Origin of the sequence: Kitasatospora purpeofusca (assembly GCF_036010405.1) — a bacterium.
Taxonomy (GTDB): domain Bacteria; phylum Actinomycetota; class Actinomycetes; order Streptomycetales; family Streptomycetaceae; genus Kitasatospora; species Kitasatospora purpeofusca.
This window is the reverse complement of the sequence record NZ_CP108561.1, coordinates 6,741,573-6,759,815: the sequence shown is the minus strand read 5'-3', so window position 1 is coordinate 6,759,815 and position 18,243 is coordinate 6,741,573. Positions and strand designations below refer to the sequence as shown.

At 74.9% G+C, this 18,243-nt stretch carries 18 protein-coding genes; 10 read left to right on the top strand and 8 right to left on the bottom strand.

Translation table 11 applies throughout. From position 1 onward, the window contains the following. The first annotated feature begins 183 nt into the window (after nt 1-183). The 3 genes from OG715_RS29600 (at nt 184) to OG715_RS29590 (ending at nt 3,311) form a co-directional block, all read left to right on the top strand. Nucleotides 184-1,203 carry an N-acetylglucosamine kinase gene (locus tag OG715_RS29600; protein WP_266274229.1) on the top strand — a complete coding sequence of 340 codons (1,020 nt, stop codon included), beginning with the start codon at nt 184-186 and terminating at the stop codon, nt 1,201-1,203. 306 nt (nt 1,204-1,509) lie between these two features. Next, a complete protein-coding gene (locus OG715_RS29595; RefSeq protein ID WP_266274230.1) occupies nt 1,510-2,100 on the top strand; it encodes a hypothetical protein in 591 nt (196 codons plus the stop codon). 284 nt (nt 2,101-2,384) lie between these two features. Further along, nucleotides 2,385-3,311: a GNAT family N-acetyltransferase gene (locus OG715_RS29590; protein WP_266274231.1), complete on the top strand. Its 927-nt coding sequence runs from the start codon at nt 2,385-2,387 to the stop codon at nt 3,309-3,311. 73 nt (nt 3,312-3,384) lie between these two features. Here the strand turns inward: OG715_RS29590 and OG715_RS29585 are convergent, their stop codons facing one another. Continuing rightward, nucleotides 3,385-4,257: a hypothetical protein gene (locus OG715_RS29585; protein WP_266274232.1), complete on the bottom strand. Its 873-nt coding sequence runs from the start codon at nt 4,255-4,257 to the stop codon at nt 3,385-3,387. Nucleotides 4,258-4,277: 20 nt separating this feature from the next. After that, nucleotides 4,278-4,850 carry a papain-like cysteine protease family protein gene (locus OG715_RS29580; protein WP_266274233.1) on the bottom strand — a complete coding sequence of 191 codons (573 nt, stop codon included), beginning with the start codon at nt 4,848-4,850 and terminating at the stop codon, nt 4,278-4,280. A gap of 338 nt (nt 4,851-5,188) precedes the next feature. On the opposite strand from OG715_RS29580, the gene OG715_RS29575 reads away from it, so the two are divergent. Then, nucleotides 5,189-5,668, top strand: coding sequence for a ricin-type beta-trefoil lectin domain protein (locus tag OG715_RS29575; protein WP_266274234.1), 480 nt, complete (start codon nt 5,189-5,191; stop codon nt 5,666-5,668). Nucleotides 5,669-5,873: 205 nt separating this feature from the next. Here the strand turns inward: OG715_RS29575 and OG715_RS29570 are convergent, their stop codons facing one another. The 5 genes from OG715_RS29570 to OG715_RS29550 form a co-directional block, all read right to left on the bottom strand. Next, nucleotides 5,874-6,440, bottom strand: coding sequence for a DUF4291 domain-containing protein (locus tag OG715_RS29570; RefSeq protein ID WP_266274235.1), 567 nt, complete (start codon nt 6,438-6,440; stop codon nt 5,874-5,876). 111 nt (nt 6,441-6,551) lie between these two features. Then, nucleotides 6,552-7,355: a hypothetical protein gene (locus OG715_RS29565; protein ID WP_266274236.1), complete on the bottom strand. Its 804-nt coding sequence runs from the start codon at nt 7,353-7,355 to the stop codon at nt 6,552-6,554. Nucleotides 7,356-7,400: 45 nt separating this feature from the next. After that, complete coding sequence (locus OG715_RS29560; RefSeq protein ID WP_266274237.1) at nt 7,401-7,904, bottom strand: SigE family RNA polymerase sigma factor; 504 nt, start codon at nt 7,902-7,904, stop codon at nt 7,401-7,403. A gap of 175 nt (nt 7,905-8,079) precedes the next feature. Continuing rightward, nucleotides 8,080-9,885 (bottom strand): glycoside hydrolase family 3 protein, encoded by a 1,806-nt coding sequence (locus OG715_RS29555; protein ID WP_323182234.1) that lies wholly within the window; start codon nt 9,883-9,885, stop codon nt 8,080-8,082. After that, entirely contained in the window at nt 9,882-10,673 is a 792-nt protein-coding gene (locus OG715_RS29550; RefSeq protein ID WP_266274238.1) for a tyrosine-protein phosphatase, read from the bottom strand. Before OG715_RS29550 ends, OG715_RS29555 begins: the two co-directional genes overlap by 4 nt. Nucleotides 10,674-10,820: 147 nt before the next feature. Here OG715_RS29550 and OG715_RS29545 point away from each other — a divergent pair, with 147 nt between their 5' ends. Then, the gene (locus OG715_RS29545) at nt 10,821-11,690 is read left to right on the top strand and encodes a GntR family transcriptional regulator (protein ID WP_266274239.1); all 870 of its coding nucleotides are present in this window, start codon (nt 10,821-10,823) and stop codon (nt 11,688-11,690) included. A gap of 10 nt (nt 11,691-11,700) precedes the next feature. On the opposite strand, the gene OG715_RS29540 is transcribed toward OG715_RS29545, so the two are convergent. Further along, complete coding sequence (locus OG715_RS29540) at nt 11,701-12,393, bottom strand: TetR family transcriptional regulator (protein WP_266274240.1); 693 nt, start codon at nt 12,391-12,393, stop codon at nt 11,701-11,703. A gap of 290 nt (nt 12,394-12,683) precedes the next feature. On the opposite strand from OG715_RS29540, the gene OG715_RS29535 reads away from it, so the two are divergent. Genes OG715_RS29535 through OG715_RS29515 form a run of 5 tightly spaced genes read left to right on the top strand, consistent with a single transcriptional unit; the run spans nt 12,684 to nt 18,219 of the window. Then, nucleotides 12,684-14,252: an ABC transporter substrate-binding protein gene (locus OG715_RS29535; protein ID WP_266274241.1), complete on the top strand. Its 1,569-nt coding sequence runs from the start codon at nt 12,684-12,686 to the stop codon at nt 14,250-14,252. Next, nucleotides 14,249-15,262, top strand: coding sequence for an ABC transporter permease (locus OG715_RS29530; protein WP_266274242.1), 1,014 nt, complete (start codon nt 14,249-14,251; stop codon nt 15,260-15,262). Before OG715_RS29535 ends, OG715_RS29530 begins: the two co-directional genes overlap by 4 nt. Next, complete coding sequence (locus OG715_RS29525) at nt 15,249-16,130, top strand: ABC transporter permease (protein ID WP_266274243.1); 882 nt, start codon at nt 15,249-15,251, stop codon at nt 16,128-16,130. Before OG715_RS29530 ends, OG715_RS29525 begins: the two co-directional genes overlap by 14 nt. Next, the gene (locus OG715_RS29520) at nt 16,127-17,194 is read left to right on the top strand and encodes an ABC transporter ATP-binding protein (RefSeq protein WP_266274244.1); all 1,068 of its coding nucleotides are present in this window, start codon (nt 16,127-16,129) and stop codon (nt 17,192-17,194) included. The genes OG715_RS29525 and OG715_RS29520 overlap by 4 nt, the downstream gene beginning before the upstream one ends. Next, the gene (locus tag OG715_RS29515) at nt 17,191-18,219 is read left to right on the top strand and encodes an ABC transporter ATP-binding protein (RefSeq protein WP_266274245.1); all 1,029 of its coding nucleotides are present in this window, start codon (nt 17,191-17,193) and stop codon (nt 18,217-18,219) included. The genes OG715_RS29520 and OG715_RS29515 overlap by 4 nt, the downstream gene beginning before the upstream one ends. Nucleotides 18,220-18,243 lie beyond the last annotated feature (24 nt).

Genomic DNA, 18,243 nt, shown 5'->3' with positions numbered 1-18,243 from the left:
CGCGCCGGACCCGTCCCGGCGCCGGACCGGGCCCTCGGCCCCCGGCCCGCACTCCGTGGGGGGAGTGCGGGCCGGGCCACCGGCGGCCCGGCGGACGGCGCCCGGCGGACGCCGGCAGGAGAAGCCATCCCCGGCCGGGAAAGACCCCCGGCCGGGCCACGTACGACGAGCCGCGGGGACCCGATGACCCACCAGCCCGAACCACACCTGCCAGGCGTCCTCGCCATCGACGCCGGCAACTCCAAGACCGACGTCGCCCTCGTCGGCGCCGACGGCCGTGTCCTCGGCTCCGCCCGGGGCGGCGGCTTCACACCTCAGAAGACCGGTGGCGCCGCCGCCGTGGCCGGCCTCGCCCCGCTGGTCGAGGAGGCCGCCGCGGCAGCCGGGCTGACCGACTGGACCGGCCCGCTGACCAGCCACGTCAGCGCCTGCCTGGCCAACGCCGACCTCCCGGTCGAGGAGGAGGCCCTGCGGGTGGCCCTGGAGTCCCACCCCTGGGGCGTCAGCAACACCGTGGTCAACGACACCTTCGGCCTGCTGCGGGCCGGCACCGACGGCCCGCGCGGGGTCGCCGTCGTCTGCGGCGCCGGCATCAACTGCGTCGGACTGCTGCCGGACGGCCGCACCGCCCGCTTCCCCGCCCTCGGCGAGCTCACCGGCGACTGGGGCGGCGGCGCCGGGCTGGCCATCAGCAGCATGTGGCACGCCGTCCGCGCCGAGGACGGACGTGGCGGACCGACCGCGCTCGCGCCCGCGATCGCCGAGCACTTCGGCCTGCCCAGCGCCGGCGCCGTCGCCGAGGCCGTCCACCTCGGGCACCTGCCGTTCGCCCGGCTGCACGAGATCGTGCGGGTGCTGTTCGCGGTCGCAGGGGAGGGCGACCGGGCGGCGCTGGAGCTGATCGACCGGCAGGCCGACGAGATCACCCGGCTCGCGCTGGTCGCGCTGCGCCGCCTCGACCTGCTGGACACGCCGACCCCGGTGGTGCTCGGCGGCGGCGTGCTGGCCGCCCGGCAGTCGCTGCTGCTGGACAACCTGACGGACCGCCTGGCGCGGGAGGCGCCGCTCGCCGAGCCCCGGGTCGTCGTCGCGCCGCCGGTGCTGGGGGCGGTCCTGCTCGGCCTGGACCACCTGCGGGCCGGGCCGCAGGCGCAGGAGCGGGCGCGGCTGGCCTACGACCCGGCGCACCCGGTGGCCGCGTAGCCCGGGCCGGGCTGCCGGACTGCCTGCTTGCTGGCTTGCCGGCTTGCTGGCCTGCTGCTCGTCCGCCCACCGTCCTCCGCCCCCGCCGGGCCCGCACGCCCGGCGGGGGCGGTCGTGCGTCCGGGGCGGGAGCGGTGGGTGGCGGGGCCACTGGAACGGGACCGTCACGGCAGAACACTTTGCAGAGTTCTGCCAGGACTTTGCAAAGTGTTCGGCCGTGACGGTGGCAGCGAAGCGGAACCGGCCGAACGGATTCCACGTGTACGCGGGTGTCTCGTCCGGTCATGTTCCTGGAAGACTCATCCCATGACCGCGCCCCGTCGCCTCCTCCTCGCCGTGCTGCTCTGCTGCGCCGTCACCACCGGCCTCTCCGCCTGCACCCCGATCGACGAGGACCCGACGCTGGCGATGTCCTCGGACGAGGTCGGCGACGCGGACGACAGTGCGGACACCGACGACCTGGAGGACGCCGGGGAGGACGGATACTCGGACACCGAGGAGTACTGGGCGGCCCCCGAGGCCGGGGCCGACCTCGGCCTCGCCTCCCCCGCCTCCTCCCCCGCCGCCTGCGCGACCGGGACCGGGCACCGGGTGGTCACGGTCCTGGAGGTCCGGGACGGCCGGCTGAGCGTCCGCCCGGCGCCGCCCGGCTGCCACCCCGACGCCGCACCGGTCGACCTCACCCTGGCGGCCCACGCCACCGCCACCCTGGTCGACCTCCCGCACGGCGAGCCGGCCAAGGAGGTCCAGTTGCCCGTCCTCCTGGACCACCTCGACACCTGTCTGTCCGGCGGCGAGCCCGAACCCCCCTACGCCTGCTACGGCGACACCTACGACCTGGTCGTGGACGCCCGCGGCCGGATCACCCGGATCCGGGAGCTGCGGACGTCCTCCTGAGACGTCCTGAGGCGTCCCGCACGGACGGCGGGACCGGCCCCTCCGGACGGCGGGGCTTGACCTCACGTGCGGTTGAAGTTGTCGGATGGTTCGTGACCGGTCCGGACCACGCGGTCGATGCCCAGTCAGCGGCGTGGTCCGGGAACGGTCCCGGGGGCCGCTTCCGATCCAACGATCGTGCCAGGAGGCGGCCCCTCTCCCGTCCCCCTCTCCCGTCCCCGGTCCGGTCGGGTCCGCCGAACCGGGTCGACAGGAGCGGCACGGGTGGCGCAGAGTCAGGACACATGACCGACCTCGCGGGACTCCCGCCGCTCCCCGCCCGCTACCGGTCCGCACCGGCGGCCGTCGCCGACGCCCCCGCCGTCGCCCGGCTGGTCGCCGCCTGCGAGCGCGACCTGCTCGGCCGTACCGAGAGCGCGCCGGGCGACGTCGCCGCCGACCTCGCGCACCCCGGTCTCGACCCCGCCCGGGACGCCCTGCTGGTGCGGGACGGCCGCGGCGAGGTGGCCGGCTGGGCCTGGGTGCGGGGCGGACGGCGGAGCCGGGTGGACGTCCATCCCGGGCACCGGGGCGCCGGGTTGGGCGGGTGGCTGCTCGACTGGACCGAGGAACGCGCCCGGCGGGCCGGCGGGGAACGGCTCGCGCAGGCCGTGGAGGACGGCGACCGGGCCGCCGTGGGGCTGCTGCGCTCGCGCGGCTACCTGCCGTTCGTCTCCCAGTGGCAGCTGGGGATCGCCCTGCCCGCCGCTCCGGTGGCGGCCGCACCGCCGCCGGGGGTCTCCGTGCGGCCGTTCCGCCCGGGCGACGAGCGGGCGGCGCACCGGGTGACCGAGGACGCGTTCGACGAGTGGCAGGTGCGGCGCAGTCCCTACGAGGAGTGGGCGCCGCGGACGGTCGGGCACGATTCGTTCGCGCCCGCGCTCTCCCGGGTGGCCCTCGCCGGCGGGGAGATGGTCGGCGCGGTGCTGGCCCTGGACGCGCCGGACTGCGGCGAGGGCCACGTCGAGCGGCTGGCCGTCCGCCGCGACCACCGGCACCGGGGGATCGCGCGGCTGCTGCTCGGCGAGGTGTTCGGCGCCTTCCACCGGCACGGCCGGGAGCGGTGCACCCTGTGGACGCACTCGGAGACCGGCGCACTGCCGCTGTACGAGCGGTTGGGGATGACCGTCCGGCGCACCTCGTCGATGTACGGGAAGGCTCTCGGAGCCTAGGGGGCTTTGCAAAGTCGCGTCGGACTTTGCAAAGCCCCCTGGGTCCGGCTCACGCCGGGGCGGCGGGCAGTGCTCAGACGGTGCCGCGGCGGCGGCGTCGGAGCCGGCCGAGGGCGGCGGCGCCGCCCGCGAGCGCGAGGGCCACGATCGAACCGCCCGCGAGCAGGGGCGTGCGGGAGGGCGCTTCGGCCGCCCGGCCGTCGGGACCGTAGCCGCTGGACATGCCCCGGGTGTCGTACTCGGAGCCGGGCAGCTTGTCGGCGTAGCGGGCCTTGACGACCTGCTGGTAGTCGGCCAGCGAGATCGCCGACCTGCCGTCGAGCCCGTCCCTGGCCTGGTCGTTGAGCGGTTCCACGGTGGTGAGCGTCAAGCGGTACCAGCCGCGGATCTGCGGTTCGGTGAAGACCAGGGAGCCGGGCGTCGCACTGCCCGCGTACCCGGCGTCGCTGTCGCCGTCCCGAACCCCCGCGAGGTGCCAGCCGCCGCCCTCGGTCGGGGCGAGCAGCACGGTGGCGGTGCGGTCGTTGACGGCGCCGCCGAGCGAGGAGACCAGGTGGCTCAGCCTGACCGCCGAGGTGGGGACCGGCAGCGCCGTGCCCGCGACGAAGTCCGGGGTGATCTCGTGCACCGCGAGCGGGTCGTTGAGCGTGAACGCGGGCAGGCCGGCGCACGGATCCGCCGTGTCGGGGGGCGTCACCACGGCGCCGGACCCGCCGTCGGGCCCGGCGACGGGCAGCGGGGTGGCGAGGAAGCGGCAGACGGCGTCGTGGACGCCGGCCGACCGCACCATGTCCAGGGCGGCCTGGTAGTCGGGGATGTCGACGGCCCGGGCCGGGCCTGCGGCGGTCAGCAGCACGGAAGCGCCCAGGACCAGGGCGAGGGGCAGTCGGGCGAGCGGGGTGAGCCGGACGGCCTTCCGGCCGACGGGGACAGCTCGGTCACGCATGTGTCGTCCTCCTTCTCTGTCTAGCGGGAGATGCCGGTACGGGAGTGGGTCCACTGGAACGAGCTGTTGTTGACGTAGTCGGCGTAGTTCCACCACGTGTAGGTGGTGGTGTCCGGCCAGGGGTCACCGACGGCGATGGTGTTGTTGGAGGTGTCGAAGCCGTAGACGACGTTCATGTGGCCGCCGCCGGACTTCCAGCCGATCCGGGCGCCGATCGGCCGGGCGGCCTTGACGTCGGTGGTGACCTCGGCGAACGACGCCGCACGAACGAGACCGGTACCGGGCTTGGCCATGCCCAGGCTGTACCAGGCGTTGGCCATGTCCTCCAGCCTGGCGGGCTGGTTGTCGCAGCTCGGCCCGCCGCTGTACTGGGAGGCGCGCGCGCAGAAGTCCGCCTGGGTGGTGCCGTATCCCTGGAACTTGGCGATGGTGAGCCCGGAGGCCGACCAGCACCACTGGCTCTTCTCCTGCTTCAGCATGGTGATCTGGTCGTAGCCGGACTCCGCCCGGGCCGTACCGCCTGCGGCCAGGAGGACCGCCGAGGCCGCGAGTGCCAACACCGGTGCGGTGGCCGTGTATGTGAATCTGCTCATGTCCCTGCCTTCCCATGGGGCGTGGGTTGCCCAGCCACATGAGAGCGCGGACCGCTGCCGTTCGACGGGGGACTCGTGGAAAGCAGGGCCGAACGGGTTGTTAGCCATATGAGAGTGGGATGGCTTGAAACATTCGTAACCGGAGGACCCTTGGAGCATCCGGCTCCATCGCACGCCCCTCGGCGGGCGGCGGCTACCCATTCGGATGAACGTGCCTTGTGGTGCTGGCAGTTCACGGACGGCCACTGCTACCAATTGCCAGGTACTCGAACCAAGGCGAGTGCACCACCCGGCCGTGCGCGAACCGTACGGCCTCCAGTGAGAACGGAACCCGCCTGATGGCAACCGCCCTCCGTAAGACGCTCGCCCTCACCACCCTGGCCCTGACGGCCTCCGTCATGCCCGCCGGTACGGCGGGAGCCGCCGACGCGGCAGGCCCGACCACGCGCACACCCGGCGTCTACTGTCTGGCCAATACCTGGAACAAGCCGGACGTCTCCACCAAGGCGTGCGACGCCAACGACCAGGGCCAGCACTGGACCGTCACCGGTCAGCAGATCGCCCTCACCAACGCCCGGGCCTACTGTCTCGCCAACACCTGGAACAAGCCGGACGTCTCCACCAAGGCGTGCGCCTCCGGTGACCAGGGCCAGTACTGGACCGTGAACGGTGACCAGATCGCGCTGACCTTGGCGCCCGCCTACTGCCTCGCCAACACCTGGGGCACCCCGACCGTCTCCGTGAAGCCGTGCGACAAGTCCGACCGGGGCCAGCACTGGGTGGCCTTCGGCGACCAGATCAGCCTTTCGCAGGTCTGACCCACCCGAGCCGCCCGCGGCGGCACGCCCGTGAAGTGACCGGGAGTGCCGCCGCGGAGCGGAACGGCGGGTCGGCGGTGTCGAAGGGGACGTCCTCCCGGGCGGCGTCGACGGCCGCGTTCGCACACGAGAAGTCGGAGTGGCCGACTTTCCGTGCGGCACCGGACGACCCGACCCGACGGCTGTTCAGGCCGACCCGGCCGCTTCAGCGGTCCATGCCCAACCGGGCCGCGATCGGGCCCGGCAGCGGGTACGGGCGCTCGGGCGGCAGGAGGCGCTGGGCCCGGTCCGCCCGGCCGCCCTGGACGAGGGCGGCGATCTTCCGGGCCTGCGGGGTGAGGTCGGTGATGCCGGTGATCCACTCCTCGGCGAAGGTCCGGACCAGGGTGCGGCCCACGCCCACCTGGATGCTGTAGTGGTTGAGCGCGGCGCCCCGCAGCGAGCGCTCCGGATCCCACTGGACGTGCACCTCGGCGTGGGCGAGCTCCGCCGGGTCGGCGGTGGTCAGGACCGCGCGGCGCAGGGCCTCCTCCCAGCCGGCGCGGGTGATCCGGACGGCGAGGACGCGTTCCTGGCCGGGCTTGCGCGCCCAGTTGCTGCGGTGCATCAACCAGGCGAACGAGGGCTTGATCCAGGTCGTCCGGCCGAAGGAGAAGGGCGGCACGAACCGCTGGGCGGCGAGCGCGGGTTCGGCGACGGCCGGGGCGTACGCCTGGTAGAGGGTGATGGTGGTGGCGTCGAAGTCGGCCCGGATCCCGCGCAGGTGCTGCATGGCGTCCGACTCTGCCAGCGGCGCGGCGGGCGGAGCGACCGGTTTTCGACCGGCCCGCCCTGTCCGCCCTGTCCGCCGGCGGCCGGCGCGGCGCACGGTCAGTGCGGCCGATCACGGTGACGCCGCCCAGTGCGGGCTGAGGGCGATGGCCTGCAACTGGTCGATGGTCAGCGGGGGTTCGGCTCGGGTGGGACTGGCGGTCGTCGCCTTCTCCGGGATCCGGTCGGTGTTGAGCTCGTCCACGTCGACCTTCCGGCCGTCCGGGTGGAGGACGTGCACCGACCAGAGCAGGTAGCCACTGGTCAGCTTGGCCTTCTCGGCCTTGATCTCGGTGCCGTCCGCGAGGATGTCGCAGAAGAGCCAGGGCCCCGGGTCGCAGCTGGGGGTACGCGGGTCGATGTCGGCGAGCCTCACAACGACGGAGGCCCCGCCGCGCCCGTCGTCGTGGAGGACGGATCCCGAGGCTGTTCCGGTCCGGCTCAAGGTGACGCGTCCGTCCTCGAAGGCTCCGCTGCTGGACACCCGGGTGGTCGTGCCCGGGGGCATGAAGGCCGCCAGTTGCGCCGCGAGCGGTCCCGAGCGCGGGCCGCCGACGGGCGGGGCGGCGGACGGGGGCCGGGTCGGAACGGGCACGAGCGTCGCCGTCGGGGCGGGCGCGAACGTCGGGGTCGACGTCGGGGTCACGGCGGGCGACAGGGCGGGCGCGGCCCCGGGCGAGAGCTGCGTGACCCCCATCACGGCGGCGCCGGCGACGGCGGCGGCCAGCGCGGCGATCCGGGCCCGGCGGACGAGGCGGAGCCGGCGGCCCCGCGCGGCCGCGCGGAGGACGAGGTCGGCACGGTGCGGGCCGAACGCGTCGGAACTGTGCCGCATCGCCTCGTGCAGACGTCGGCCGGACTGCTGATCGGGGCTCACGGTGCTCTCCTTTCGAGGGGCGGGGACAGCGGGTCCACGGCCCGCTCAGAGGTGTGCGAGGTCGGCGAGCAGCTCGTCGCCGAGGACGGAGCGGAGCTTCTGCAGCGCCCGCAGGCTGCGGGTGCGTACGGCGCCGGGGTTCAGCTGCATCATCCGCGCGGTCTCCTCGACCGACCGGTCCTCCCAGTACCGCAGCACCAGCACCGCCCGTTCCTTGGGGGCGAGCCGTGCGAGCCCGTCCAGCAGGGTCAGCCGCAGCTCGGGGTCTCCGCGGTCCTCCGCGCCCTCCGGGAGCCGTTCGACGGGGCGCTCCTGCGCACTGCGCCGGCGGCGGTACGAGGTGAAGGTGCGGACCAGGACGGTGTGGGCGTACGCGGCCGGCGCGTGCGTGCGGTCGATCCGCCGCCACGACCGGTACATCTTGGCGAGCGTCTCCTGCACGAGGTCCTCGGCCAGATGCCGGTCGCCGGTGAGCAGGCACGCCGTGCGGAAGAGCTGGTCGCTGCGGGCGTGGGCGAACTCCAGGAAGTCCGCAGGTGTGTCCCCCACCGAATGGTCCCCTCTCGAACTGATGTCACCACCAACACGCTCCAGGACCGACGGCGCGTTACAGGGTCGCGGCAACGGACGGAGCAGGGATACGGAAAAGGAGGTGCGGAGCAGGAAGTCGGCCGGACCGACTTCCTGCTCCGCACCTCCTGTCCGGCGACGGGCCGGACGCGCCTCAGGCCGGGCGGCCCTCGCCGCGCGGGGCGGTCGGGTGGCCGAAGCGGAACAGCGGGTCGGCGGTGTCGAAGGGGACGTCCTCCCGGGCGGCGTCGACGGCCGCGTCGGAGCGCGGGAGGTCGAAGGGGAGGGTGCCGGTCATCGGGGTGCGGCCGAGGACGGCGTCCAGGACGATGTCGTCGGCGGCGCCGAACTCGCCCACCAGCAGGGCCGCGTGGGGTGCCAGCGGGGTGAGGACGGCGGGGCGCTCCAGCTGGGCGACGAGCGCCGTGGGCAGTGCCCCGGCGAGCTCCGCGAGCCGGGCCGCCTCGGCCGGTTCGAACTCCAGCGAGCCGGAGTGGAAGGCCTGTTCCAGCAGCCCTTCGCGCTTCTCGTAGGGCGTGGCGAGGCGGAGCACCGCGAGGTCGGCGTCCTCGGGCCGGTCGACGACGGTGCCGTAGCGGGCGGCCACGGCCGGGTCGACGCCCTCGACGTAGAGGCGGGTGCCGGTGAGCGGGCGGCCGGCCAGGTGGACCAGCGAGCGGGCCTGGAGCTCCCGGCCGAGTGCGCGGCCCTCGGGCGTTCCGACCGTCGCGACGGCGGCCTCGACGTCCACGTACGGGTCGTCGAACAGGCCGAGGCGGAACTTGTCGCGCAGGATGCGGCGGACGGACTCGTCGAGGCGCGCCTCGGTGACGGCGCCGGAGCGGAGCGCGCCGAGGATCAGTTCCGGGTCGGTCTCGCCGCCGAGCTGGTCGGCCCCGGCGTGCAGGGTGAGCGCCACCTGCTCCGGTACGGAGAGCTCCTCGACGCCCCAGTGGCGCGGCGGCAGGCTGACGATGCCGGGGACGTCCATGCCGGTGATGGCGTTGAAGTCGGTGCAGACCACGCCGTCGAAGCCGTACTTGCCGCGCAGCAGGCCGGTGATGACGTCGTGGTTGAAGTTGGCGCCGACCTCGGTGAGTCCGCTGCCGGAGGGGATCGCGTAGGCGGGCATGATCTGCGCGGTGCCGGCCTCGAACGCGGCCTCGAAGGGGCGCAGGTGCCGGTCGAGCGCGCCGCCCGGGTAGACCAGTCGGCGGCCGGCCGCGAAGTGCGAGTCCTCGCCCTTGAACTGCGGTCCGCCGCCGGGGAAGTGCTTGGTCATGCAGGCGACGCTGTCCGGGCCGATGGGCCCGCCCTGGAGGCCGCGGATGTAGGCGGCGATGATCCGGGAGGCGCGGTCCGGGTCCTCGCCGAAGGTGCCGCTGATCCGGGCCCAGCGCGGCTCGGTGGCGAGGTCGGCCATCGGGTGGATGGCGACCCGGATGCCGACGGCCCGCAGTTCGCGGCCGATCAGCGCGGCGTAGCGCTCGACGAGTTCCGGGTCGTCGGTGGCGGCGAGCCCGATCGGTTCGGGGCCGGTGGAGAAGCCGCCGCCGGTGAAGGCGGTGGCCGGGTTGGCGGTGAAGCCGTGCCGGGGGTCGGAGGCGAGGGTGACCGGGATGCCGAGGCGGGCGGCGGCGGCGAGGTCCTGGACGTGGTTGTTCCACTCGGCCATGGCGCGGGCGTCGGGGACGGCCATCATGGCGAAGGCGGTGAGGCCGTGTTCGGTGACGAGGTGCTCGCCGGAGGGGAAGGGGCCCTGGTTGCCGGGGAGCATCCGGCCGTGGAGCATCAGGGCGGCCTTCTCGGCCGGGGTCATCCGGGTCAGGAGGTCCTCGACGCGTTCCTCGACGGGCAGTCGCGGGTCCTCGTAGGGCTCCATGGTGCCGTTGTGGTTGAGGTCGCGGAACGGCGTGCCGTCGGTGTGGCGCAGCAGCGCCGGGCGGCCGGCGGCGCTCACGCGGTCACCCCGGCGGCGGCCTTGGCGCGGAAGGCGGCGACGGTCCCGGCGTCCACGCCGCAGTGGGCGAGGAAGCCCTCGGTGCCGCCGTAGCGGCTGCCGACCAGCTCCAGGAAGGCGGCCATCGCACCGGCCGGGGCCTCCAGCAGCGGGCGGGGGACGACCAGGTTGCCGTTCTCGTAGTCGTTGAGCGCGGCCCGGTTGCGCTCGGCCAGGCCCTCGAAGATCTGGGTCAGCGCGGCGCCGGTGCGGGCGTAGTCGGCGACGATCTCCTCGGTGGGCACGCCGAGCAGGTCGAGCAGCAGGGCGGTGAGGAGGCCGGTGCGGTCCTTGCCGGCGGCGCAGTGCAGCAGCACGCCGCCGGGGCGGGCGGCGGCCTCGACGGCGAGCTTGACGGCCTCGGGGGCGGATTCGGCCATCAGCAGGTAGAAGGCGCCGAGGTCGGCGTCGGTGACCATCGCCTTCATGGCCGCCGCCAGTTCGCCGTTGGTGGGCTGGATGCGGGCGGCGACCACGTCGACGCCGTCGGCCGCGGAGACCGCCCAGTCGTTGTCCCGGGCCTCGGCGTCGCCGCGCAGGTCGACGATGGTGCGGACGCCGGCGGTGCGCAGCTGGGCGGAGATGTCGGCGTTGTCGTTGGGGAAGGGCTGGGCGGAGCGGTACAGGGCGCCGGGGCGGATCCAGCGGCTGGCGGGGTCGGCGAGGGTGGCGGGGTCGCGGAAGTTGACCAGGGTCATGGTGGGGGCCTCTCGGTGGTGGGGGTCGGTCGGGGGAAGGGGGAAAGCCATGGGGAGAGCCATGATGGGGCGAGACATCTAGACATCTAGACGTCTAGATGTCTACCTGGCGGATCGGGGCCGGGGCAAGCGGCGCCGGGGTGAACTTCCGGACAACCCCGGACGGAAGCCGCCCTGCGGCTCCGTAGGATCGGGCGCGTGGCAACGCACCGAAGCGACACCCCGCTGTACCGCCGGCTGGCCCGGCAGCTCCAGGAGCGCATCGACGCCGGGACGTACCCGGCGGGCTCCCGGCTGCCCAGCGAGCCGGAGCTGAGCGCCGACTTCGGCGTCAACCGGCTGACCGTCCGGCAGGCGGTGGCGGAGCTGGAGCGGGCCGCGGTGCTGGAGATCCGCCGGGGCGTGGGGACGTTCGTCCGCCCGCCGGCGGTACGGGTCTCGATCACCGTCGACCCGCGCAGCCAGCGGTTCGACCTCGGCAGTGTCCACCGCGCCCTGCCGCTGGACACCGCCCTGCCGTCGGGCACTCCCCTGCCGGAGGGGGCGGCGGGCGTCGTCGAGGGCGACGGCGAGACCGTGGTGGCGGCCCCGGCCGTCGGCGGCTCCGCCGAGGACGACGAGGCGGCCCGGCAACTGGGCCGCACCACCGGGGAGTTGTCCCGGGTGGACACCGTGATCAGGATCGGCGGCCGCCCCCGGGTGGCGAACAGCTACTGGGTGCCGACCCGGCCGCTGCCGGCCGAACTGCAACGGCCGGGACGGCCGGGGAACATGGTGCTCGCCCTGGCCGGGTCGGCCGGGGTGGAGCTGGAGTACGACTGGCGGGCGTTCGGCGCGATCGGCGCGGACCTCGCCGACGCGGAGCTGCTCGGGGTGCCGCCGGGCACCCCGCTGCTGGTCCGCGAGGGGGTCAGCTGCACGCCGGACGGCACGCCCGCGCTGTACGTGCGGCGGCGGATCGACGGGAGCAGCGCGCGGTTCGTGCTGCACTACCGCGAGCCCGGCGGGACGGACGGCAGGACGGACGGCGGGGCGGACGGCGCGGGCGGGTCCGGGCCCGCCGAGTAGCCGGGCGCGCTCACCCGGCGGGCCCGGAGGGCACAGCCGTCGGCTCCGGCCCCGCTTCCGGCTCGGGCTCCGGCCCCGCTTCAGGCTCGGGCTCCGGCCCCGCGAGCGGCCCGAGCAGCTGCCGGAACGCCACCGCCCAGTCCGCCAGCGGCCGCCCCTCCTCGCCGTCGACGACGTGCCGCCGGGTCATCCCCGCCAGCAGCGCCGCCAGGGCGTGCGGCCGCAGGTCGGCGGTCACGTCCACGCCCAGCCGGTCGGCCGCGATCGCCGCCGCCCGCTGCGAGAACGTGTCGATCATGATCAGCGCGAAGTCGTGCACACTGCGGATCCCGATGAACCGGCGCCGCAGCGCCCGGCGCCGCGCGGTGTGCGCGGCCGGCTCCTCCAGTTGCCCGTCGGTGGTGGCCCCGGCGTACTCGAAGGCCTCCCAGATGCCGAGTCCGGCCGGTGCGGCGGCGAAGGCGTCCAGGACCGCGAGCCCGAAGTCCATGCCGAAGAGCAGGGCCTCCTTGCACTCGTAGTACCGGAAGAAGGTGCGGTGGGCGACGTCCGCGCGCCGGCAGATCTGGTCCACCGTGGTGCTTTCGAAGCCCTGCTCCTCGAAGAGGTCGAGCCCCGCCGTCCGGATCGCCTGCCTGGTCCGCGCGCGTTTGCGGTCGCGCAGTCCGGGCTCCGCCGCGGTGTCCGTCCCCTGCCCCTGCATCCTGCTCGCTCCTCGTCAACTGCCGTGCCGCAAGCGGCCTTGGTCGTACGGAATCACGCCCGGAGCGACCGCTCAAGCCCACCGCGAAGTCGTCGCCAGCTCGACATGTGAAGTTTGCACAACTGCCAATTGGCAGTTGTGCCACTTCCAAAAGCTGGGCTCGTACGGCGACCGGTCCGGTCGGGACCGCCCCGTCCTCCCCTCCCTCTCCCCTCCCTCTCCCCCCGCTCTCCCCTCGGCTCTCCCCGCCTTCCCCACTCCCCCGCCCCCACCGAACCCCACGAGGAACCATGAAGCGGCACACGCACGTTCTGGCAACCGCGGTCTGCACGGCGGCCCTCGCCCTCACCGCCGTCGCCTGCTCCGCCTCCGACGACACCCTCTCCGGCGGCGCCGCGACCGGCTCCGCGCCCAAGGACGACGGACCGGCCGTCGACGGCGGCACCCTGCGCATCGGCCTCGACCGGCCGTTCACCAAGCTCGACCCGGCCGACAGCGGGCTCACCTCGATGCCGATGATGATCCTGGCCAACGCGCTCTACGACCCGCTGATGGCCAACGCCGACAACGGCGCCGTCCAGCCCCACCTGGCCAAGTCCTTCACCCCGAACGCCGACGCCACCGCCTGGACGCTGGAGCTGCCCGAGGGCGTCACCTTCAGCGACGGCAAGCCGCTGGACGGGCAGGCCGTCGTCGACCACGTCAACCGGCTCGCCAGGCCCGAGGCCAAGTGCAGCTGCGCCGTCGACGCCGCCAGCATCGGCGCCATGACGGTGAACTCCCCGACCTCCGTCGGCTTCGCCCTCAAGGCCCCGAACGCCGCCTTCCCCAACCTGTTCACCCGCTCCCTCGGCTACATCTCCGAGGCCCCCGCCGGCCCCGACACCCCCGCCGTCGGCTCCGGCCCGTACACGGTGGAGAGCGTGCAGCCCGGCGTCTCCGCCACCCTGGTGCGCAACCCCGGCTACCGGGGCCCCAAGGGCCACGCCGACAAGCTCGTCTACAAGGTGCTGCCGGACACCGACAGCCGCTACCAGTCGCTGCGCTCCGGCGACGCCGACCTCGTCTGGACCGAGACCCCCGCGCAGTACAAGCAGGCCGCCGGCGACGGGCTGCGCGCCGCGACCGGCCCCGGCTCGACCTCCACCGTGCTGTTCAACACCAAGGCCGCCCCCTTCGACGACCCGAAGGTCCGCAAGGCGCTCCAGTACGCCGTGGACCGCTCCGCCGTCGAGCGGGTCGTCCACCTCGACCAGGGCAAGGTCGCGGACGGCCCGATCGGCTCCACCTCGCCCTACCGGGGCACCGCCGACACCGGCTACCCCGCGCACGACGCCGCGAAGGCCAAGGCCCTGCTCGCCGAGTCCGGCCACGCCGACCTCGCCTTCGACTACCTGGTCGACAGCCGGCCCGAGGCCCAGCAGCGGGCCACCGTGCTCCAGCAGATGTTCGCCGAGGCGGGCGTCCGGATGACCATCAAGCCGCTGGACCAGGCGGGCCTCGGCACCGCGATGTTCCAGCGCCAGTTCCAGGTGATGGACTTCGTCACCAGCATGTTCGGCGACACCGACACCGCCCTGACCAGCCTGTTCCTGTCCGACTCCCCCTACAACTTCACCGGCTGGAACAACCCGAGGGCCGCGCGGGCGATCACCACCGGGCACGGCACCGTCGACCCGGCGCAGCGGGCCCGCGCCTACCAGGAGGCCGCGCAGGAGATCGTCGCCGACGTCCCGATGCTCTTCCTGACCGAGAACCCGGTCGGCTTCCTGGCCTCCGCCGAGCTCGGCGGACTGCCCGACGTGTCGAAGCGGACCGTGGTCAGCGTCTCCCCCGCCGTGCTGTGGGTGAAGAAGTGACGCCTGCCCACGCACCTGCCCCGACCGCGCCGGGGCTCGCCCTGGCGCCCGTCCTCCGGACCGCGGGGCGCGTCGCCGGGCGGGCCGGACGGGCCGCCTCGGTCCTGCTGCTGGTCACCGTCGCGGCACTCGCCCTGCCCCACCTCATGCCCGGCTCCCCCGCCCTCGCCGCGCTCGGCCCCACCGCCACGCCCGAGCAGGTCGCCGCGTACGAGGCGAAGCTCGGCCTGGACGACAACGTGCTCGTCGCCGCCTGGCGCTGGCTCGGCGACGCCCTGCACGGCGACCTCGGCCACTCGCTGTCCACCGGCGTGGCCGTCACCGCCGAACTCTCCGACCGGATCCCGGTCACCCTCGAACTCTTCGTCGCCGCCCAGGTGGTGGCGCTCGGCCTGGCCCTGCCGGTGGCCCTGTACTCGGCCTGGCGGCCGGGCGGCGCGGTCGACCGGATCGCCACGGCCGGGGCGTTCGTCTGGCTCGCCGTGCCCGGCTTCGTGCTCGGCCTGGTGCTGATCTGGCTCGCCGCCGTCCAGCTGCGGATCCTGCCCGCCACCGGCTGGACGCCGTTCACCGAGGACCCGCTCGACAACCTGCGCCACCTGGTGCTGCCCGCGCTCACCCTCGGCCTCACCGAGGCGGCCGTGTTCACCCGAACCCTGCGCGGCCAGCTGATCGACACCCTCGACCAGACCTACGTGGCTGCCGCCCGCAGCCGCGGCATGGGGACGGTGCGGCTGCTGCTGCGGCGCGCGCTGCGGCCCTCCTCGCTGCCGCTGGTCACCCTGGTCGGGATCGGCATCGGGATGTCGCTCGGCGGCTCGGTGCTGGTCGAGTCGCTGTTCGCGGTGCCGGGTGTCGGCACCCTGGCGGCCACCGCGATCGCCGGGCGCGACTTCCCGGTGGTGCAGGCCGTGGTGGTGGTCAGCGCCGTCGGCGTGGTGGCGGCCACCGTCGCCGTGGACCTGCTGTACCGCACCGTCGACCCGAGGATCGCCGATGAGCGTCGCTGAGACCGCCCCTACCGCCCCTACCGCCCCTGCCCCCGCGACCTCTCAGCCGGTTCGCCGCCCGTCCGTCCGCCGCCCGGCCCCCGGGGTGCTGGCCGCCGGGGCCTGGCTGGCGCTGATCGCGCTCGCCGCCCTGCTGCTCCCGCTGCTGCCCGGGTTCGACCCGCTGCACGGCGACTTCGCCCACCCCTCCGCCGCCCCCGGCCCCGGCCACTGGCTGGGCACCGACGCCGCCGGGCGGGACGTCCTGCAACGGACCGTGGCTGGCGCCCGCGCCTCCTTCGCCGTCGCCGGGCTGACCATCACCGTCGGCCTGCTCGGCGGCGGGGCGCTCGGCCTGGTGGCCGGCTGGTTCCGGGGCCCGGTGGACAAGGTGATCGGCTTCGCCACCGACCTCCTGATGTCGGTGCCCTCGCTGATCCTGGTGATGATCACGGTCGCGCTGCGCGGCCCGAGCCTGAGCGTGATCGGCACCCTGATCGGCCTGTTCACCGTGCCGCACTTCACCCGGGTGGTGCGCGCCGTCGTCCTGTCGCTCAACGAGCGCGGCTTCGTCCAGGCCGCCCGGATGATCGGCACCGCGCCGCTGCGCATCCTGCGCCGCGAGGTGGTCCCGCACGTCGCGCCCGTCGCGCTGACCTTCGCGTTCACCGCCACCACGGTCGCCATCGTCGCCGAGGGCTCGCTCAGCTTCCTCGGCTTCGGCCTGCGCCCGCCGGAGCCGTCCTGGGGGGGCATCATCGCCGAGGGCCGGACCACCCTCGGCAGCGCGCCGTGGATCTCGCTCGCCCCCGCGGCGGTGCTCTGCCTGACCGTCCTCGCCCTCAACTACCTGGGCGAGCAGCTCCGTTCGAAGGGAGGCCGGGGATGACCGCCCCCGTCCTGGAAGTCCGCTCGCTGGACACCACCCTGCACACCCCCGACGGCCGGACCCTGCACGTCCTGCACGGCATCGACCTCAGCATCGACGCCGGGGAGTGCCTCGGCGTCGTCGGCGAGTCCGGCTCCGGCAAGTCCGTGCTGGCCCGCACCGTGCTCGGCGTCCACCCTCGCACCACCCGGGCCACCGCCACCGGGCGGATCCTGCTCAACGGCGAGGACCTGCTCACCGCCGCCCCGCGCCGGCGCGCCGAACTCCTCGGCACCGGCGTGGCCATGGTCCACCAGGACCCGATGACCTCGCTCAACCCGGTGGTGCGGATCGCCGACCAGGTCACCGAGTCGCTCACCAACCGCCGCCGGATGCCGCGCCGGGAACGGCTGCGCACCGCCGCCGAACTGCTCGCCGCCGTCGACGTGCCCGACCCGGCCCGGCGCGCCCGCGCCTACCCGCACGAACTGTCCGGCGGGCTGCGGCAGCGGGTCGGCATCGCCGCCGCGCTGGCCGGCTCCCCCGCCCTGCTGCTCGCCGACGAGCCCACCACCGCGCTCGACGTCACCGTCCAGCGCACCGTCCTCGACCTGCTCGACCGGCACCGCGGGACCCGCGGCCTCGCCACCCTGCTCATCACCCACGACATCGGCCTGCTGTACGGGCGGGCCCGGCGGATCGCCGTCATGTACGGCGGGCGGATCGTCGAGACCGGGCCCACCGAGGCCGTCACCGAGGCACCCGCCCACCCGTACACCGCCGCGCTGCTGCGCTCGGTGCCGAGGGTCACCGGGCCGCTGCGCCGCGTCCTGCCCGCCGTGGCCGGCTCGCCGCCGGACCTCTCCCGACCGGCCGTCGGCTGCCCGTTCGCGCCGCGCTGCGAGCGCGCCGAGGCGGTCTGCTCGACGGACGCGCCCCCGCTCCACCGGGCCGGCGACGGCCACACGGCCGCCTGCCACTTCCCGCTCACCGTGCTGCCCGGTCCGGCGTCCGCTCCGTCGGCCCCGTCCGCCGTGTCCGCCTCGTCGGCCGCGTCCGTGCCGAAGGCCCAGGAGACCGTATGACCCCCGTCGCCCCCGCCCCCGAACCCTCCCCCGTCGTGCTGCGGGCCACCGGGCTCTCGGTGGTCCACCGCACCCGCTCCGGCCCGCTGCACGCCGTCAGCGAGGTCGACCTGACCCTGCGCGAACGCCGCACCCTCGCCCTGGTCGGCGAGTCCGGCTCCGGCAAGAGCAGCATCGCCAAGGCCCTGCTGCGGCTGCCCCCGCCCACCGCCGGGACCGTCACCGTGGACGGCACCGACCTGGCCACCCTCGCCCCCCGCGCGCTACGGGCCCTGCGGCCCCGGCTGCAGATGGTGTTCCAGGACCCGGTCTCCTCGCTCAACCCGCGCCGCACCGTCCGCGACCTCGTCGCCGAACCGCTCGACGCCCACCCCGACCCGGCCGCGGACCGCGCCGCCGTGGTCGAACGCCAGCTGGAGGCCGTCGGGCTGCCGCTCGCCCTGTTCGGCGACCGCCGGCCCGCCCAGCTCTCCGGCGGCCAGGCGCAGCGGGTCGCCATCGCCCGGGCGCTGGCCGCCGAACCCCGGGTCCTGATCGCCGACGAGGCCGTGTCCGCGCTCGACGTCTCGGCTCAGGCCACCGTGCTCAACCTGCTGCGCGGCCTCACCGAGGAGCGGGGCCTGGCGAGCCTGTTCATCTCGCACGACCTCGGCGTGGTCCGCGCGGTCAGCGACGACGTCGCGGTGCTCCAGCTCGGCCGGCTCTGCGAGCAGGGCCCCACCGAGGAGGTGCTCGCCGCCCCCGCCCACCCCTACACGGCCGCGCTGCTCGCCGCCGTCCCCGAACCCGGGCGGCCGCTCGGCGACACCGGGCTGCTCCCCGCCGACCCGCCCTCGCCGCTCGACCCGCCGTCCGGCTGCCGGTTCCGCACCCGCTGCCCGTTCGCCGACGAGCGGTGCGCACGGGAGGTGCCGGGGCTGCGCGAGGTGGCGCCGGGGCGGACGGTCGCCTGCCACCGGCCGCTGCTGCCGGTCGCGGTGGCGGTCTCCTCGGCGGCTGGGGGTCCCGGCCGGCCGAACCGATAACATTCCTGGGCTGGGTGGCCGGCC

Coding starts and splice junctions, on each gene's coding strand:
- OG715_RS29600 (WP_266274229.1), top strand. CDS start 184: ATGACCCACCAGCCCGAACCACACCTGCCAGGCGTCCTCGCCATCGAC.
- OG715_RS29595 (WP_266274230.1), top strand. CDS start 1,510: ATGACCGCGCCCCGTCGCCTCCTCCTCGCCGTGCTGCTCTGCTGCGCC.
- OG715_RS29590 (WP_266274231.1), top strand. CDS start 2,385: ATGACCGACCTCGCGGGACTCCCGCCGCTCCCCGCCCGCTACCGGTCC.
- OG715_RS29585 (WP_266274232.1), bottom strand. CDS start 4,257: ATGCGTGACCGAGCTGTCCCCGTCGGCCGGAAGGCCGTCCGGCTCACC.
- OG715_RS29580 (WP_266274233.1), bottom strand. CDS start 4,850: ATGAGCAGATTCACATACACGGCCACCGCACCGGTGTTGGCACTCGCG.
- OG715_RS29575 (WP_266274234.1), top strand. CDS start 5,189: ATGGCAACCGCCCTCCGTAAGACGCTCGCCCTCACCACCCTGGCCCTG.
- OG715_RS29570 (WP_266274235.1), bottom strand. CDS start 6,440: ATGCAGCACCTGCGCGGGATCCGGGCCGACTTCGACGCCACCACCATC.
- OG715_RS29550 (WP_266274238.1), bottom strand. CDS start 10,673: ATGGCTTTCCCCCTTCCCCCGACCGACCCCCACCACCGAGAGGCCCCC.
- OG715_RS29540 (WP_266274240.1), bottom strand. CDS start 12,393: ATGCAGGGGCAGGGGACGGACACCGCGGCGGAGCCCGGACTGCGCGAC.
- OG715_RS29535 (WP_266274241.1), top strand. CDS start 12,684: ATGAAGCGGCACACGCACGTTCTGGCAACCGCGGTCTGCACGGCGGCC.
- OG715_RS29525 (WP_266274243.1), top strand. CDS start 15,249: ATGAGCGTCGCTGAGACCGCCCCTACCGCCCCTACCGCCCCTGCCCCC.
- OG715_RS29520 (WP_266274244.1), top strand. CDS start 16,127: ATGACCGCCCCCGTCCTGGAAGTCCGCTCGCTGGACACCACCCTGCAC.
- OG715_RS29515 (WP_266274245.1), top strand. CDS start 17,191: ATGACCCCCGTCGCCCCCGCCCCCGAACCCTCCCCCGTCGTGCTGCGG.